This is a genomic window from Herbaspirillum sp. NPDC087042 (assembly GCF_044745245.1).
Lineage (GTDB): Bacteria > Pseudomonadota > Gammaproteobacteria > Burkholderiales > Burkholderiaceae_D > Herbaspirillum.
Genome location: NZ_JBIUZW010000018.1, coordinates 22,061 through 37,293, shown reverse-complemented (window position 1 = coordinate 37,293; position 15,233 = coordinate 22,061). Strand labels below are relative to the sequence as shown.

15 protein-coding genes are annotated in these 15,233 nt (G+C 63.5%); 7 read left to right on the top strand and 8 right to left on the bottom strand.

Annotation, left to right across the window (positions count from 1 at the left end; genetic code table 11):
• Positions 1-57 precede the first annotated feature (57 nt).
• The 4 genes from ACIPHN_RS21585 to ACIPHN_RS21570 form a co-directional block, all read right to left on the bottom strand.
• Positions 58-903 carry an EI24 domain-containing protein gene (locus tag ACIPHN_RS21585; RefSeq protein WP_400439948.1) on the bottom strand — a complete coding sequence of 282 codons (846 nt, stop codon included), beginning with the start codon at positions 901-903 and terminating at the stop codon, positions 58-60.
• Positions 903-1,889 carry a sterol desaturase family protein gene (locus tag ACIPHN_RS21580; protein WP_400439945.1) on the bottom strand — a complete coding sequence of 329 codons (987 nt, stop codon included), beginning with the start codon at positions 1,887-1,889 and terminating at the stop codon, positions 903-905. The genes ACIPHN_RS21585 and ACIPHN_RS21580 overlap by 1 nt, the downstream gene beginning before the upstream one ends.
• 117 nt (positions 1,890-2,006) lie before the next feature.
• A complete protein-coding gene (locus tag ACIPHN_RS21575) occupies positions 2,007-2,825 on the bottom strand; it encodes a polysaccharide deacetylase family protein (protein ID WP_400439943.1) in 819 nt (272 codons plus the stop codon).
• A gap of 21 nt (positions 2,826-2,846) precedes the next feature.
• Positions 2,847-3,839 (bottom strand): YncE family protein, encoded by a 993-nt coding sequence (locus ACIPHN_RS21570; RefSeq protein ID WP_400439940.1) that lies wholly within the window; start codon positions 3,837-3,839, stop codon positions 2,847-2,849.
• 289 nt (positions 3,840-4,128) lie between these two features.
• On the opposite strand from ACIPHN_RS21570, the gene ACIPHN_RS21565 reads away from it, so the two are divergent.
• Positions 4,129-4,485 carry an FKBP-type peptidyl-prolyl cis-trans isomerase gene (locus tag ACIPHN_RS21565; protein WP_198980975.1) on the top strand — a complete coding sequence of 119 codons (357 nt, stop codon included), beginning with the start codon at positions 4,129-4,131 and terminating at the stop codon, positions 4,483-4,485.
• 21 nt (positions 4,486-4,506) lie between these two features.
• Positions 4,507-4,764, top strand: a complete 258-nt coding sequence (locus tag ACIPHN_RS21560; protein WP_400439937.1) for an acyl-CoA-binding protein — start codon at positions 4,507-4,509, stop codon at positions 4,762-4,764.
• Between the two features lie 107 nt (positions 4,765-4,871).
• Here the strand turns inward: ACIPHN_RS21560 and ACIPHN_RS21555 are convergent, their stop codons facing one another.
• The 4 genes from ACIPHN_RS21555 to ACIPHN_RS21540 form a co-directional block, all read right to left on the bottom strand.
• Entirely contained in the window at positions 4,872-5,852 is a 981-nt protein-coding gene (locus ACIPHN_RS21555; protein ID WP_400439934.1) for a 2-hydroxyacid dehydrogenase, read from the bottom strand.
• Between the two features lie 48 nt (positions 5,853-5,900).
• On the bottom strand, positions 5,901-7,256 hold the full coding sequence (locus ACIPHN_RS21550) for a sodium:proton antiporter (protein WP_400439931.1): 1,356 nt from the start codon (positions 7,254-7,256) through the stop codon (positions 5,901-5,903).
• A 191-nt stretch (positions 7,257-7,447) separates the two neighbouring features.
• Positions 7,448-8,623: a nicotinate phosphoribosyltransferase gene (gene pncB, locus ACIPHN_RS21545; protein WP_400439928.1), complete on the bottom strand. Its 1,176-nt coding sequence runs from the start codon at positions 8,621-8,623 to the stop codon at positions 7,448-7,450.
• A 188-nt stretch (positions 8,624-8,811) separates the two neighbouring features.
• Complete coding sequence (locus tag ACIPHN_RS21540; RefSeq protein ID WP_400440176.1) at positions 8,812-9,987, bottom strand: ABC transporter substrate-binding protein; 1,176 nt, start codon at positions 9,985-9,987, stop codon at positions 8,812-8,814.
• Between the two features lie 439 nt (positions 9,988-10,426).
• On the opposite strand from ACIPHN_RS21540, the gene fdxA reads away from it, so the two are divergent.
• The 5 genes from fdxA to nth all read left to right on the top strand — a co-directional run bounded on the left by fdxA (position 10,427) and on the right by nth (position 15,230).
• On the top strand, positions 10,427-10,750 hold the full coding sequence (gene fdxA / locus ACIPHN_RS21535; RefSeq protein ID WP_400439925.1) for a ferredoxin FdxA: 324 nt from the start codon (positions 10,427-10,429) through the stop codon (positions 10,748-10,750).
• A gap of 258 nt (positions 10,751-11,008) precedes the next feature.
• Positions 11,009-12,082: an NAD(P)/FAD-dependent oxidoreductase gene (locus ACIPHN_RS21530; RefSeq protein ID WP_400439922.1), complete on the top strand. Its 1,074-nt coding sequence runs from the start codon at positions 11,009-11,011 to the stop codon at positions 12,080-12,082.
• A 367-nt stretch (positions 12,083-12,449) separates the two neighbouring features.
• Entirely contained in the window at positions 12,450-13,685 is a 1,236-nt protein-coding gene (locus tag ACIPHN_RS21525; protein ID WP_400439920.1) for a polyhydroxyalkanoate depolymerase, read from the top strand.
• 139 nt (positions 13,686-13,824) lie between these two features.
• Positions 13,825-14,583, top strand: coding sequence for an electron transport complex subunit RsxB (gene rsxB, locus ACIPHN_RS21520; protein ID WP_400439917.1), 759 nt, complete (start codon positions 13,825-13,827; stop codon positions 14,581-14,583).
• Entirely contained in the window at positions 14,580-15,230 is a 651-nt protein-coding gene (nth, locus tag ACIPHN_RS21515; protein WP_400439914.1) for an endonuclease III, read from the top strand. Before rsxB ends, nth begins: the two co-directional genes overlap by 4 nt.
• Positions 15,231-15,233: the final 3 nt, after the last annotated feature.

Sequence of the window (15,233 nt, the reverse complement as noted above, 5' to 3'; positions counted from 1 at the left end):
GGTAAAGTTGATCAAACTCCAGCGATTATGCCCGATCCGCCCGGGCTGCGTCCAAGCTCAACGCGGTGTCACGTCGACGGTCTCGCCCACCGGCGGGCCATCGGGCGGCTGGCCGCTGCGATGGCGCAACAGGGCTTCCAGGCAATAGAACTGGAACCACAGGCCGGTGAAGACAAACACCAGCACATACAACCAGATTGCCACGGCGGCCAGGAAAGGCAGCAGGATTACCGACAGCACGCCACCCAGCCAGAGCAGCGTGGGGGCCGCCCCGAGTGCGCCGGCGATGGTGCCGATGGCCAGCAGCGGCCAGCGATGCAGGTGCAGCACGGCGCGCCGCTCCTCGGCGCTGGCGTAGTCGGCCAGGGTGTCATAGGCCATGACGCGGTAGGTCAGCCAGCCCCACAACAGGGCGTGCACCACCAGGGCCAGGGGCGGCACCAGGAACACCCAGATCGTCAACAGCCACAGGACGGTGAACACGGCAAAGCACCACAGCGAGGTCCACAGGCTGCCCAGGACGCTGCCACCATGGCGTTTATCCAGCATCGGGTAATGGCGCGCACCGATGTGCCGGGCCACCGCCGGGATGGTGAACAGCCCCACGAACACCAGTGCGGTCAGGATCATCAGCGGCAGCAGCGCCCACATGGCCAGCATTGGCACCAGCACCGTCTTGAGGGCGCCCATGCCGAACCAGGCCAGCACGCTGCCGGCTTCGCCGAACATGTTGTTGGCCACGAAATAGCCCTGCAGCCAGTCGATCACCGATTGCAGCCCCAGCCACAGGCACAGGCCCCACAAACCCAGCGAGACGACAAACGGCAGCACCGTCAGCAGCAGCATGCGGATATGCAGTTGCGCCAGCAGGGCGCGGCCGAAGGAAGCCAGGAACAGGCGCATCAGCGAGCCTTCCGGCGGGTGAATTCACGAATGCGTTTGAGACCCAGCCACTGCTGGCTCCAGAAGCCACGACCATAGTCGCGCCCCTTGCCGGCCGGCGGCGGCAGCTGGTCGCGCACGCCGGTCATGGCGAAACCCTGGCTGAAATGGGCGGTACGGAAGAGCACATCCCAGATCGGGAACAGCACCGCGAAATTGTGTCCGCCCAGCGAATTGCGGCCCCGGCTTTCATGTCCCAGGCCGATGGCGTGATGGGTGCGGTGGAAGCGCGGCGACACCAGCAGGTACTCGCCAATGCGGCCGAAATGGATGCGCACATTGGCGTGCTGCAGGCTCTGCAACATGCGCGAGACCGACACCAGCAGGATGTACTGCGACGGTTCCACGCCGATGAGCACGGCGATCAGGCCGAAGATGAGGTCATGCACCAGGTTGTCGAGCATGTGGTTGCGGTCGTCGCTCCACAGGTTCATGTTCTGCTGGCTGTGATGCAGGCTATGCAGCGCCCACATCCAGCGCACATTGTGCTGCGCCCAGTGGTAGACGTACTCGCACAGGTCCAGCACCACCATGTAGAGCAGGAAGCTCACCAGCGCACGGTCGGTCACGCCCGGCCAGATCTGGTCCAGGTTGAAGGTGCCCCAGCCTTCCAGGTGCAGTGCCTCGGAGATATAGGACAGGGTCGGGTCGAGCAGCAGGAAGGCGACGATGGGGATCACGCCCAGGCGTTGCAGGACGGTGTAGATGAAATCGTTCCAGCGGGCGCGCGGGTCGGTGATGGGATGGACCGGGATCATCGACTCCAGCGGGCGCAGGATCAGGAAGAGGATCACCAGTTCGCAGATGCCGACCAGGATGAATTCGGTACCGGTAAAGGCTTCTTCAACAAACTCGCCCATGCCCACGAAGAACACCAGTGGTTGCACCAGGGTCTGGAACAGCCAGCCCTGGACGGTGGCAAAGAGGTCGGAAATGGTCTGGATCATGGATGTCTTGTTCTTGACGGGGATCTTGCTTGGCAATGCGGAGGTGACCGGCAGGCGCCGCGGGAGCGCCGAGGCTTCCCCCGAAGCCCACTGCCCCGCTTCGACTGCCGTGCTGCGTCAGTGTTCCTTGCCGGCGACAAACAGGTGTTGATAGGCGGGATGCTCCCGCAGGGTGGCAAAGCAGAAACCCTTCTGCTCCAGGCCACTGATGAGCGGCTCCAGCACCGCGGGTGCCCAAGGATCCTGGCGCGACCAGATGCCCATGTGGGCCAGGAAGATGTCGCCATCCTTCAATCCATCCAGCGCCTTCTTCAGCAGCTCGGCATTGGGAAACTTGTCGCTGGGCAATTCGTCGCCCGAGAACCCGGCCGGTGCCCAGGCCACATGGGCATAGCCGCAGGCCTGCCCGGCCTTGAGCAGGTTGGGGGTGAGTCGTCCGCCCGGAGCGCGCCACAGCGGATCGAGCTTGCGCCCGGTCAGTTCGAAGAAGCGCTGGTCGACCTGCTTCATCTCCTGGCAATACTGGGCGGGCGTCCATTGCAGCTTCTTGCCGGCCTGTGCGCCAAACTGCGGGCGCACCTCGATTTTTCCACCCGGCAGATCACGCACCACATAGACGTGGTCGAAGGTGTGCGTGCCAAAGGCATGACCTTCCTGGGCCAGGCGCTTCCACAGCGGCTGCCAGCCCGGATCGAGCGAATAGTCACCGTGGATGGTCTTTTCGTTGGCGAGGAAGAAGGTGGCCTTGATATGGTGGCGCTGCAGGGTCTGCTCGATCAGCTCGGCCTGCGACTGGCTGCCGGTATCGAAGGTCAGGTAGATCTTGCCCTTGCAGGCCGCCACTGGCGGCGCAGATTGGGCAACGGCCTGGCCGGTGGCCAGGATGGCGCACAGGCTCAGGCCGCGCAGTTGTTTCATCGACAAGCACTGCTTCATGGGTAGTCAGGGGCGGTCGGGTCAGATATCGGGAGCACGGTTGTAGAGATAGATGCCGTGCGGCGAACGTCCCACCGGAATCACCTTGACCACCTGGCGGCTGGCCAGGTCGATCACGGCGACCTTCTTGACCCAGCGCAACGTCGCCCACATGGTCTTGCCATCGGCGGTCACTTCCATGCAGTCGGGGCCGCCCGGCACCTTGATGGTACCGACGTTTTCCAGCGTGGTCATGTCCACCACGCTGATGGTGTTGGCGATGCGGTTGGAGACGTAGATGAAACGCTTGTCACCCTGGCCACGGAAATTGTGAGCGCCCACGCCGGTCTTGATCTGCTTGACCAGCTTCTGGGTGCGCCAGTCGATCACCTGGACATAGTCGCTGCCCATGATGCCGACCAACAAGTATTTGTTGTCCGGCGTCATGACGATACCGGCCGGCAGCTTGCCCACGGGGAGAGTCCACTTGACCTGCTGTGTGGCCAGGTCGATGGCGCTGACCTCGTCGCTGCCCTGCTGGGTGATGAAGGCGGTGGTGCTGCCGTTGTCGAAGGCGATGTGGCTGGGCGTCCTGGCCAGCGGGATGCGCTTGGACAGCTTCAGGTCCTGGCCGTCATAGCTGTAGACATCGACACGGTCCAGGCGCAGGCCGGTGGCCACGAACCACTTCTGGTCCGGGGTGAAGCCGATCTGGTAGGGATCGATGATGTCGCGGATCTTGCGCTGCACTTCGCCGGTCTTGGGATCGAGGAAGAGCAACTGGTTGCCGGTGGCGCTGGCAACGATGAGCGACTTGTTGTCCGGCGTGGCCATGAGGTGGTGCGGCTCCTTGCCGACCGAGAAGGTCGAGAGCGGCTTCTCGCCGGTCGGGTCCAGCAGCGACACGGAGGCGTCACCGGAATTGAGGACCACGACCACATTGGCATGCGCCGACGCGGCCACGGCGGCCAGCACGGCACTGGCGCACACGGCGCGCAGGGAAAGGGAAAAAAGTTGACTGAATCGACGCAACATGACGAACTTTAAGCAAAAATACCTGATCTCATCGTGCACGGAGCACGTCCTGGGACATTAACGCCCGCCCTGGCGTTCCCGCTGACACGCTGCTGACGCATTGTGCAAATATTCCGGCATTTTGGTTTACACTGCCTGCCGTTCCGGTCGCATGCCGCTGCCGGAGCGGCCTGGCGCCCATCTGACCTGGCTGGAGACCTGCCTTTGTTACCTGGAAGCATCTTCAGATGTCAATGAAGGTCAGGACGGGCCGGCCGCGCCACCCTAATCCCCTACCGAAAGGAACACGATGTCCACGATCACGACAGCTTCCGGGCTGCAATACGAAGAAATCAACGTTGGCGGCGGCGACGAAGCCAAGGCCGGTAGCCATGTCACGGTGCACTACACCGGCTGGCTGCAGAATGCAGACGGCAGCGCCGGCAGCAAGTTCGATTCCAGCAAGGACCGCAATGACCCGTTCGCCTTCCCGCTGGGCGCCGGCCACGTCATCAAGGGCTGGGACGAAGGCGTGCAAGGCATGAAGGTCGGTGGCGTGCGCAAGCTCATCATTCCCGCCGGCCTGGGCTACGGTGCCCGCGGCGCCGGTGGCGTGATCCCGCCCAATGCGACCCTGATCTTCGAAGTCGAACTGCTGGCCGTCTGAGGCGCAGGGAGGAGAGCACACATGAGCAGCCTGCAAGAACAATTCGAAGCCGCCGTGGCAGAGTCCAAGAGCCTGCCCGAGCGTCCTGACAACATGACGCTGCTGAAGATGTATGGCCTCTACAAGCAGGGCAGCAACGGTGATGTCCAGGGCGATCGCCCCGGCATGACCGATTTTGTCGCCCGCGCCAAGTACGACGCCTGGGCTGCCGTCAAGGGCAAGCCACAGGCCGAGGCACAGCAGGAATACATCGACATCTTCAATGACCTGAAGGCTTGATGCAGGCGCCGCCGCCGGCACCCGCCGACGGCCGCACCAGTAAAACGGGCGCCCCCAGCCATGCCGGGGGCGCCCGTTTCATTTGGGATGGCCGCATCAGGCCTTGTTCAGGCCTTGATCACATCGGGATTGAGCAGATTGGGCGGACGCTGGCCCGACAAGGCGGCAATCAGGTTGCCCGCCGCGCAATTGGCCATGGCCAGGCGGGTCGGCGTGGAGGCACTGGCGATATGCGGTGTCAGCACCACGTTGGACAGGCCCAGGAACTCCGGCTTGAAGGCCGGTTCGTTCTCGAACACATCCACGCCGGCGGCGGCAATGCGTCCTTCGCGCAGGGCCGCGATCAGGGCGGCGTCATCGACGATGCCGCCACGGGCGATGTTGGTCAGGGTGGCGGTCGGCTTCATCAGGGCCAGCTCGGTGGCGGTGATGGTGTGGTGGGTTTCCTTGGAATACGGCAGCACCAGCACCACGTGGTCGGCGCGCTGCAGCAGTTCTTCCTTGCCGACGTACTGCGCATTGTTGGCGCGTGCCTCCAGTTCCGGCGCCAGGCGCGAGCGGTTGTGGTACAGCACTTGCATGTCGAAGCCCAGCGAGCGGCGCGCGATGGCCTGGCCGATGCGGCCCATTCCGATGATGCCCAGGGTGGCGCCGTGGATGTCGGGGCCGACGAAGCTGTCATAGCTCCACTTCGTCCACTGGCCGGCGCGCAGGAAATGCTCGGACTCGGTGATGCGGCGGGCGGCCGCCATCATCAGTGCCCAGCCGAAATCGGCGGTGGTCTCGTTCAAGACGTCGGGGGTATTGGTGGCCATCACGCCGGCCGCAGTGGCGGCAGCCACGTCAATGTTGTTGTAGCCCACGGCCATGTTGCAGACCGCCTTCAGTTGCGGGTTGGCGGCGAAGAGCGCGGCCGTCACCGGCTCGCTGGGGGTGGTGAAGAGGCCATCCTTGCCCTGCGCTTTTTCCAGCAGTTCAGCGGCGGTGTAGATGCGGTCGTCCTGGTTGGACTCGACCTCGAAGTGCTGCTCCAGGCGGGCCAATACTTCAGGGAAGACGGCGCGGGATACGAAGATCTTGGGTTTCATGATGGTCTCGTTATATCGGTTTCATTGTCAGAAAAGTGCATCAGGAGATCAGAAGAAAATGTAGCGCATGGCCACGAACAGCGGCACCAGGATGCCGGCCGACCACGCCATGTAGCCAAAGAAGCTGGGCATGCGGATGCCGCGTTCCTCGGCGATGGCCTTGACCATCATGTTGGGCGCATTGCCGATGTAGCTGTTGGCCCCCATGAAGACGGCGCCGGCGGAGATGGCCGCCAGCGTCGAGGCCAGCGGCCCCATCAGTTCGCGCGCATCTCCCGAAGCGGTGTTGAAGAACACCAGGTAGGTCGGCGCGTTATCGAGGAAGGACGACAGCAGGCCCGTCATCCAGAAATACATGGCATCGTCAGGCCGGCCGTCGGGACCGGTGACGGCACGCACCACGGCGGCAAAGGCGCCCTGCTCGCCTGCGCGCAGCATGGCGATGACCGGGACGATGGTGAGGAAGATGGCCGCGAAGAGCTTGCCCACTTCCAGCATCGGCCCCCAGGAGAAGGCATTGCCCGCGCGCGCCGTGGCCGGCGTCATCCACAGGGACAGCAGGATCACCAGCAGCAAGGCCCCATCGCGCAGCAGGTTCTGCCATTCCAGCGGGATACCCATGAGATGCAGCGCCACGCCGGGCGACCACAAGCCGCTCATCAGCACCAGGCCGACGATGGCAGCGAGCAGCAGAAAATTGATCCTGCCCTCCAGTTGCAGCGGCGAGTCGGGCGTGGGATCGAGCGGGCCGCGCTCTTCGCGGTTCAGGTAGTAGTGCCGATCCAGCAGGTAGAAGACCAGCAGCAGCGCGCCGCACAGGAAGGCCATCGGCCCCAGCAGGTGGCGCGCGGTCCAGAAGAAATCCACCCCCTTCAGGAAGCCCAGGAACAGCGGCGGATCGCCCAGCGGCGTGAGCGAACCACCGGCATTGGCCACCAGGAAGATGAAGAACACCACCACATGCACCGTATGCCGGCGATCGTCGTTGGCGCGCAGCAGCGGCCGGATCAGCAGCATGGCCGCGCCGGTGGTACCCATGAGGCTGGCCAGCAGCGTGCCCAGCGCCAGCAAGCCGGTATTGGTGGCGGGCGTGCCGCGCAGGTTGCCACGCACGCAGATGCCACCGGCCACGGCGAAGAGTGCAGACAGCAGGATGATGAAAGGCAGGTATTCGGCGATGAGTGCATGCACGCTCACGGCCAGCGCCGCATGGATGCCATGGAGGGCGGCAAACGGTACCAGGAACGCCAGCGCCCAGAGTGCGGCGATCTTGCCGAAATGGTGATGCCACACGACCGGGGCCAGCAGCGGCAACACCGCGATGGAAAGCAGCACACCGGCAAACGGCAAGGCCCAGAGTGCCGACAGACCTGCACCGTCAAGCTCGGCAGCAAAAGCCGGCAAGGGAAGGCACAGGGAAATGAAAGCGAGAAAGAAGGCGCTGGCTTGCAAATGTCGTCCTGGGAGGTGGCATCAAGATGAGATCCCCGCCTGCGCACCAGACGACGGCGGGGAGCCACACTATAGCAGCCGGGACGACGGCCACACGCAAAAAACGGCCAGTGGAAAAACTTTCAGGTATGGTTTAAATCAGGTCAAGCCTTGATCTGGAAAACCTGCCGCAGGTAGTTCACATAGGCCGGGTCATCGCACATGTTCTTGGAGGGCGTGTCCGAGAGCTTGGCCACCGGCTGGCCATTGCATCGCACCATCTTCATGACCACCTGCAGCGGCGTGTAGCCCAGGTCATTGGTGAGGTTGGTGCCCACGCCGAAGGCTACCTTGGCGCGGTCCTTGAAGCGCAGGTAGAGGGCGCGCACCTTGTCGAAGTCCAGGCTGTCGGAGAACACCAGCACCTTGCCGGACGGGTCGACGCGGTTGTCGCGATAGTGTTGGATCAGGCGCTCGCCCCATTCGAACGGGTCGCCCGAGTCGTGGCGCGCACCGTCGAAGAGCTTGCAGAAATACATGTCGTAGTCGCGCAGGAAGGCATCCATGCCATAGACGTCCGAGAGCGTGATGCCCAGGTCGCCGCGATATTCACGCGCCCAGATCTCGAAGGCGAAGGTCTGCGAATCGCGCAGGCGCGGGCCCAGTGCCTGGCAGGCCTGCAGGTATTCGTGGGCCATGGTGCCCAGGGGCGTCAGGTCGTGCTGCATCGCGTACATCACGTTGGACGTCCCGGCGAAGTGCTCGCCCATGTGCTGTTTCATCTCGTCGATGACCTCGGCATGCCAGCTGCGCGAGAAGCGGCGACGGGTGCCATAGTCGGCGATCTTGCAGCCGGCCAGCTCGGCATCGTCGGTGATGACCGACATCTTCCGGCGCAGGCGTGCGCGCCCCTCTTCCAGGTCCGGCGTACGCTGGGTGGCACGAAAGTAGACCTCGTTGACGATGGCCAGCACCGGCACCTCGAACATGATGGTGTGCAGCCACGGACCCTTGACGCTGATCTCGATCTCGCCATTGCCGGCCGGATCGGGCTGGACGGTGATGTACTTTTCGTTCAGGTGGAACAGGTCGAGGAAGTCGACGAAGTCACTCTTGATGAAGCGCAGGCTGCGCAGGTAGTTCAGTTCGTCTTCCTTGAAGCGCAGCCGGCACAGCGCGGCAATCTCGGCACGGATCTCGTCCACGTAGGGCGTCAGGTCGATATCGTCGTTGCGGCACTTGAACCGGTATTCCACCTGCGCGCCGGGGAAATGATGCAGCACCACCTGCATCATCGTGAATTTGTACAGGTCGGTATCGAGTAAGGAAGTGATGATCATGAAATCCGGATGCGGCTGCGCCGCATGCTGCCTTGTTGATGGGCCACGTGCACGACGGGGCGCTCCGGAGCAGCCCCGCGCATTGCATGGTCAGCGCCCGTGGACGCCGCGTCCGCTATCTTAACCGAGATCGGCAAAGCGAAAGCCCCGGCTCCCCAGGGGACTTTCGCTCAGCCATGGCCCCATGATCATTTCATGGCCGAGGCCGGTCGACGTCCGCGCACGTAGTTCACCGGCGGCAGGAAGGCCGTGCCATCCAGGTAGTGCCAGTCGCGCATGCTGCTGCGCCCGTCCTTTTGCGAGACCAGCCCCACGAAGGCGCCCAGGCTGGCCTGCTGGTCCAGCGCACGGAAGCTCACCGGACCCAGCGGCGACACCAGGTGCAGGCCGCGCAAGGCTTCCACCAGGGCCTCGCCCTCGACGCCGTCGCTCTTCTTCAGACCGTTGGCAATGGCCATCATGGTGGTATAGCCGAACACCGAGGCCAGTTGCGGACGCTCGCCAAAGCGCTTGAGGTAGGCGTCCAGGAAGCGCTGGTGCTCAGGGGTATTGATCTGGTCCCAGGGATAGCCGATGGCCAGCCAGTCACGGATTGCCTCGCTCTGGCTGGGATCCAGGCTCTGCGCTCCGGCCGAGGCCATGGAGACGACCTGCACGCCCTCGAAGAGCTGCTGGCGGTTGCCGGCCTGCACGAACTTCTGCAGGTCTTCGCCAAAGGTGGCATTGAAGATGCCATCCGGACGCGACTGGCGGATCGCCCGGGCGACGTCGTCGGCCTTGATCTTGCCCAGCGCCGGCCACTGGTCGGCGACGAATTCCACATCCGGGCGGGCCGCCTTGAGCAGCAGCTTGAAGCTGGACACCGCGCTCTGGCCATACTCATAGTTGGGGGCCACCACTGCCCAGCGCCGCCCCGGCATGCGGGCGGCCTGCTCGGCCAGCATGGCAGCCTGCATATAGGTCGAGGGACGCACGCGGAAGGTATAGCGGTTGCCCTTGTCCAGCGTGATGGCGTCGGAGAGGGCATCGCCCACCACCAGCACGGTCTTGCTGCGGGCGGCTTCGCGCGCCACGGCCAGGGCCACGTCGGAGAGCATGGTGCCGGTCAGGACCTGGACATGCTCGCGCTCGACCAGTTCGCGGGCATTGCGGGCGGCCTGGCCGGTGTCGCCACCGTCGTCGCGCGTCACCAGTTGCAGGGGACGGCCGGCCACACCACCACCAGTATTGATCTGCTCCAAGGCCAGCAGCAGGCCATTGCGATAGGCTTGCCCGGCGGTGGAAAGACGATGCTGGCTATTGATCTCGCCGATGCGGATGGCGTCGGCAGCGGCCGCCTCCGGCATCCATGGCAGCGCCAGCATGGCGACCAGCCCCACCAGGGCAGGCAGCCGGAACAATCGGAAACGGGGGGGCTTGTTGGTGTCTTCAGCGTTCACGCCGGGACTTCCTTTTCTTGATGCGCGGGACCGGCCAGGCCGCGAATGGCCTTGCTCCGTGCGCGTTTGCGGCGATCCGGAAGACCCTGGCGGTGGCTGGTTCTATCGCTGGCTTGTTTATTTACTTATACGTAATCTGTATAAGCCTCATTTGTGAGAAAAATCGAATTACCTTAAAATACAAGGCTTTGCAGCGGGTCGCATCGCGCGTTTCCGGGGCCGCCCACAAGGCGGGGGAAACCACGCAAGGTGTACAACGTCGTGCACATTAACCTGCTGCAACATGATTTTAACCGTGCCATATTGCCATCAATTGCGGCGCAGTTAGCCATCGGTTTGAAGAAATTTTAAAGATAGGACAGTTATGACCCACGTTGTCACCGATTCCTGCGTCCGTTGCCGCTATACGGATTGCGTGGATGTTTGCCCGGTGGATTGCTTCCGCGAAGGCCCCAATTTCCTCGCCATCGACCCCGACGAATGCATCGACTGCGCCGTCTGCGTGGCCGAATGCCCGGTCAACGCGATCTACGCGGAAGAAGACGTGCCCGGCGACCAGCAGCCCTACATTGCCCTGAACGCCGACCTGTCCCGCAACTGGCCCTCCATCACCAAGACCAAGGCCCCGCTGGCCGACGCCGAGGAATGGAAGGACAAGACTGACAAACTGCAATATCTGCAGCGCTGATCGCTGCGCACAATCAAGTCGTACCGGGGCCAGTTCCCCCAGAATTGCGGTTGCGCATCCAGCCTGGCAGCACCATCGCCCAAGCCAGATGCGCAACCGTTTGTATTTGCTCGGCAGGAAAAACCCTGCCGGCCACGCGGCCTCTAGTCCAGGCCGGCTTTGTCATCCCGGGCCTATCCACAGCAACACGGCGCGTGCCGTTAGCCAGTATCTGAGTGCGAGAAAGCCTCCCAACTGAAACAGGAATATCAAGAAATCATGGAAAACAATGTCCAGAGCGCGGCAGTCAACGGCATCATCGACGCCGATGCCGTCATCATCGGCGCCGGCCCGGTCGGCCTGTTCCAGGTGTTCGAGCTTGGCCTGCTGGAAATCAAGGCGCACGTGATCGATTCGCTGCCGGTGGTCGGCGGCCAGTGCGTGGAACTGTATCCGGACAAGCCCATCTATGACATCCCGGCCGTGCCCGTCTGCACCGGCCAGGAACTGACCGACAACCTGTTGAAGCAGATCGAGCCCTTCTCGCCGACCTTCCACCTGGGCCAGGAAGTGACCCTGGTCAACAAGCGCGAAGACGGCCGTTTCGACCTCGAAACCTCCACCGGCACCCGCTTCATCACCAAGACCATCTTCATCGCCGCCGGCGTGGGCTCGTTCCAGCCGCGTACCCTGAAGGTCGAAGGCATCGAGCAGTTCGAAGGCTCGCAGGTGTTCTACCGCGTCAAGGATCCGGCGCAGTTCGAAGGCAAGAACATCGTCATCTGCGGCGGTGGCGACTCCGCCCTGGACTGGGCGCTGAACTTCGTGGGCAAGGCTGAATCGGTGATCCTGCTGCACCGTCGCGAGGAATTCCGCGCCGCCCCGGCCTCGGTCGCAAAGATGAAGGAACTGTGCGAAGAGTATGAGATGCAACTGGTCATCGGCCAGGTCACCGGCACCGAGATCAAGGATGGCAAGCTGGCCGAGGTCAAGGTCACCGGCGCCGACGGCGTCACCCGCCGCCTGCCGCTGGACATGCTGCTGGTCTTCTTCGGCCTGTCGCCCAAGCTGGGCCCGATCGCCGAGTGGGGCCTGGACATCGAGCGCAAGCAGTTGAAGGTGGTGGATACCGAGAAGTTCGAGACCAACATCCCGGGCATCTTCGCCGTGGGCGACATCAACACCTATCCGGGCAAGAAGAAGCTGATCCTGTCGGGCTTCCACGAAGCCGCGCTGGCCGCCTTCGGCGCCGCCCCCTATATCTTCCCGGAAAAGAAGATCCACATGCAGTACACCACCACCTCGCCCAAGCTGCACAAGATCCTGGGCGTGGAAAGCCCGGTCTTCGACTAAGCACCCTGCTGTCGAGCGAGCCGGCCGGCCCTGGTGGCTGGCGGACCACCCAAAGCCCCTGCCCATGCAGGGGCTTTGTGCTTTCCGGACCGGCGCAATGTGGCGCCGGCACCGCATTTGCGGGGATGATACGGCGCTGGTCTTACCAGCAACGAGGTCGCATGATAAAGCGTGCTATGCTACTGCGTCGCAACAAGGAAAATGTTGACAAACTGAACATATTCAGAATGTTCAGTCCGTGTCAGCCCGATACCATCGCCAAACGTTTGTTGCACATGCTTGCTGCGTTCATGCTGCCGACGCACCGGACCACGTCCACGCGCCGGGCAGGCAGGCCAGCCAGTGCTTGTATAAAGGTCAGCTAGCTATGCTTTATCAACTGCATGAATTCAATCGCGCGTTCCTCAACCCGATGATGCAATGGGCGGAAACCTCCGCCAAGTTGTTCTCCGATCCGGTTTCCCCGCTCGCCCACACGCCTTTTTCGCAGCGCATCGCTGCCGGCTATGAATTGCTGTACCGCTTGTCAAAAGAATATGAAAAGCCGGGCTTCAATATCGGCACCGTCGAGGTCGAGGGCAAGCCCATCGGCATCGTGGAAGAAGTGGTGGAGAGCAAGCCCTTCTGCCGCCTGATCCACTTCAAGAAGGATCTGGCCGCGCGCCAGGCGGCCGCCCTGCACCAGCCCACCGTGCTGGTGGTGGCGCCGCTGTCGGGCCATCACTCCACGCTGCTGCGTGAAACCGTGCGGGCGCTGCTCAAGGAGCATGACGTCTACATCACCGACTGGACCGATGCCCGCATGGTGCCGGTCGAGCAAGGCAGCTTCCACCTGCATGACTACGTGTACTACGTCCAGGACTTCATCCGTTTCCTGGACACCGACGTCCACGTGATCTCGGTGTGCCAGCCCACCGTGCCGGTGCTGGCGGCGATCTCGCTCATGGCCAGCGCCAACGATCCCCACCTGCCCAAGACCATGACCATGATGGGTGGCCCCATCGATGCCCGCAAGTCGCCCACGTCGGTCAACGACCTCGCTACCGAGAAGCCCTACTCCTGGTTCGAGAACACGGTGATCTACAGCGTGCCGGCCAACTATCCCGGCTTTGGTCGCAAGGTCTACCCGGGCTTCCTGCAGCATGCCGGCTTCGTGGCCATGAACCCGCGCCGCCATGCCCAGAGCCACTGGGACTTCTACATGCACCTGCGTGACGGCGACGACGCCTCCGCCGAAGAACACCGCAAGTTCTACGACGAGTACAACGCCGTGCTGGACATGCCGGCCGAGTTCTATCTGGAGACCATCAAGGTGGTGTTCCAGGACTTCAACCTGGCACGCGGCACCTGGGAGCTGGAAGGCAAGGCGGTACGTCCGCAGGACATCAAGTCGGTGGCGCTGTTTACCATCGAAGGTGAACTCGACGACATCTCCGGCTCCGGCCAGACCGAAGCGGCGCAGGAACTGTGCAGCAGCATCCCGAAGTCGCGCAAGCAGCACTTCACGGTCCCCAAGGCCGGCCACTACGGCATCTTCTCGGGTCGCCGCTGGCGCGAGGTGGTCTGCCCCAAGATCGGCGAATTCATCCGCAGCCACGCCTGATCGGCCCATCGCCCGGCAACACGGCGCCCCGTCCTGACGGTGGCGCCGTTTTTCCTTGATCTCGCGGGCATGACTTCCCCCGCATTTGGCCGGATAATACCGCCTTTGCCTTATTGAACTGCTCCACCGCCCCACCGCCGTGCCGCCATCCGCCACCACATCCGCCACCACCGCCCCCAACGCTGCCGCATCGCTGGCCGATCGCATCGAAGACCTGCTGCCGCAGACCCAATGCACCAAGTGCGGTTACCCGGCTTGCCGTCCCTATGCGCAAGCCATCGCTGACGGCCAGGCCAGCTACAACCAGTGCCCGCCCGGCGGTGCCGAGGGGGTGGCGCGGCTGGCGCAACTGCTGGGTCGTCCGGTGATCCCGCTGAACCCCGTCAACGGCAGCGAACAGGTGCGCCGCCTGGCGGTGATCGATGAAGCCGCCTGCATCGGCTGCACGCTGTGCATCCAGGCTTGCCCGGTTGATGCGATTGCCGGCGCGGCCAAGCAGATGCATACCGTCATCGACGATCTCTGCACCGGTTGCGACCTGTGCGTGGCGCCCTGCCCGGTGGACTGCATCACGATGCAAGACATCACCCCGGGACGCACCGGCTGGCATGCCTGGAGCCAGGAGCAGGCTGACGCCGCCCGTGCCCGTCATGACTGGCGCACTGCGCGGCTGCGTCGTGACAAGGAAGAAAACGATGCCCGCCTGGCCACCAAGGCCGCTGCCAAGCTCAAGGAAGTCGAGGCGGCCATGGGGGGCACGCCTGAAGAACAGGCCGAGCAGGCCCGCAAGAAAGCCATCATCCAGGCCGCCATGGAGCGCGCCCGCCTGAAGAAGCTGCAAGCCGCCGATGCCGCCACCTCCGCCGCCCCCTCCCCCAGCGACAAGCCACGCCCATGAACCCGACCAAACGCCGCGAAATCTTCGAACGCCTGCGTCAGGCCAATCCGACGCCCACCACCGAGCTGGACTACACCACGCCCTTCGAGCTGCTGATCGCGGTGCTGCTCTCGGCCCAGGCCACCGATGTCTCGGTCAACAAGGCCACGCGCAAGCTCTATCCGGTGGCCAATACGCCGGAGCAGCTCTATCGCATGGGGGTGGACCAGCTCATGCCCTACATCCAGACCATCGGGCTGTATCGCACCAAGGCCAAGAACGTCATCGAGACCTGCCGCATCCTGATCGAACAGCATGGTGGTGAAGTGCCGCAGACGCGCGAGGAACTGGAAGCCCTGCCAGGCGTGGGCCGCAAGACCGCCAATGTGGTCCTGAACACCGCCTTCGGCCATCCCACCATCGCGGTGGACACGCATATCTTCCGCGTCTCCAACCGCACCGGCATTGCGCCGGGCAAGGACGTGGACGAGGTCGAGCGCAAGCTCATCAAGTTCGTCGCCCCCGAGTTCCGCCAGGACGCGCACCACTGGCTGATCCTGCATGGGCGCTACACCTGCATCGCCCGCAAACCGCAATGCTGGAACTGCATCATCGCCGACCTGTGCGAGTTCAAGCAGAAGACCCCGCTGCCGGCCAAGGGCGTCTGATCG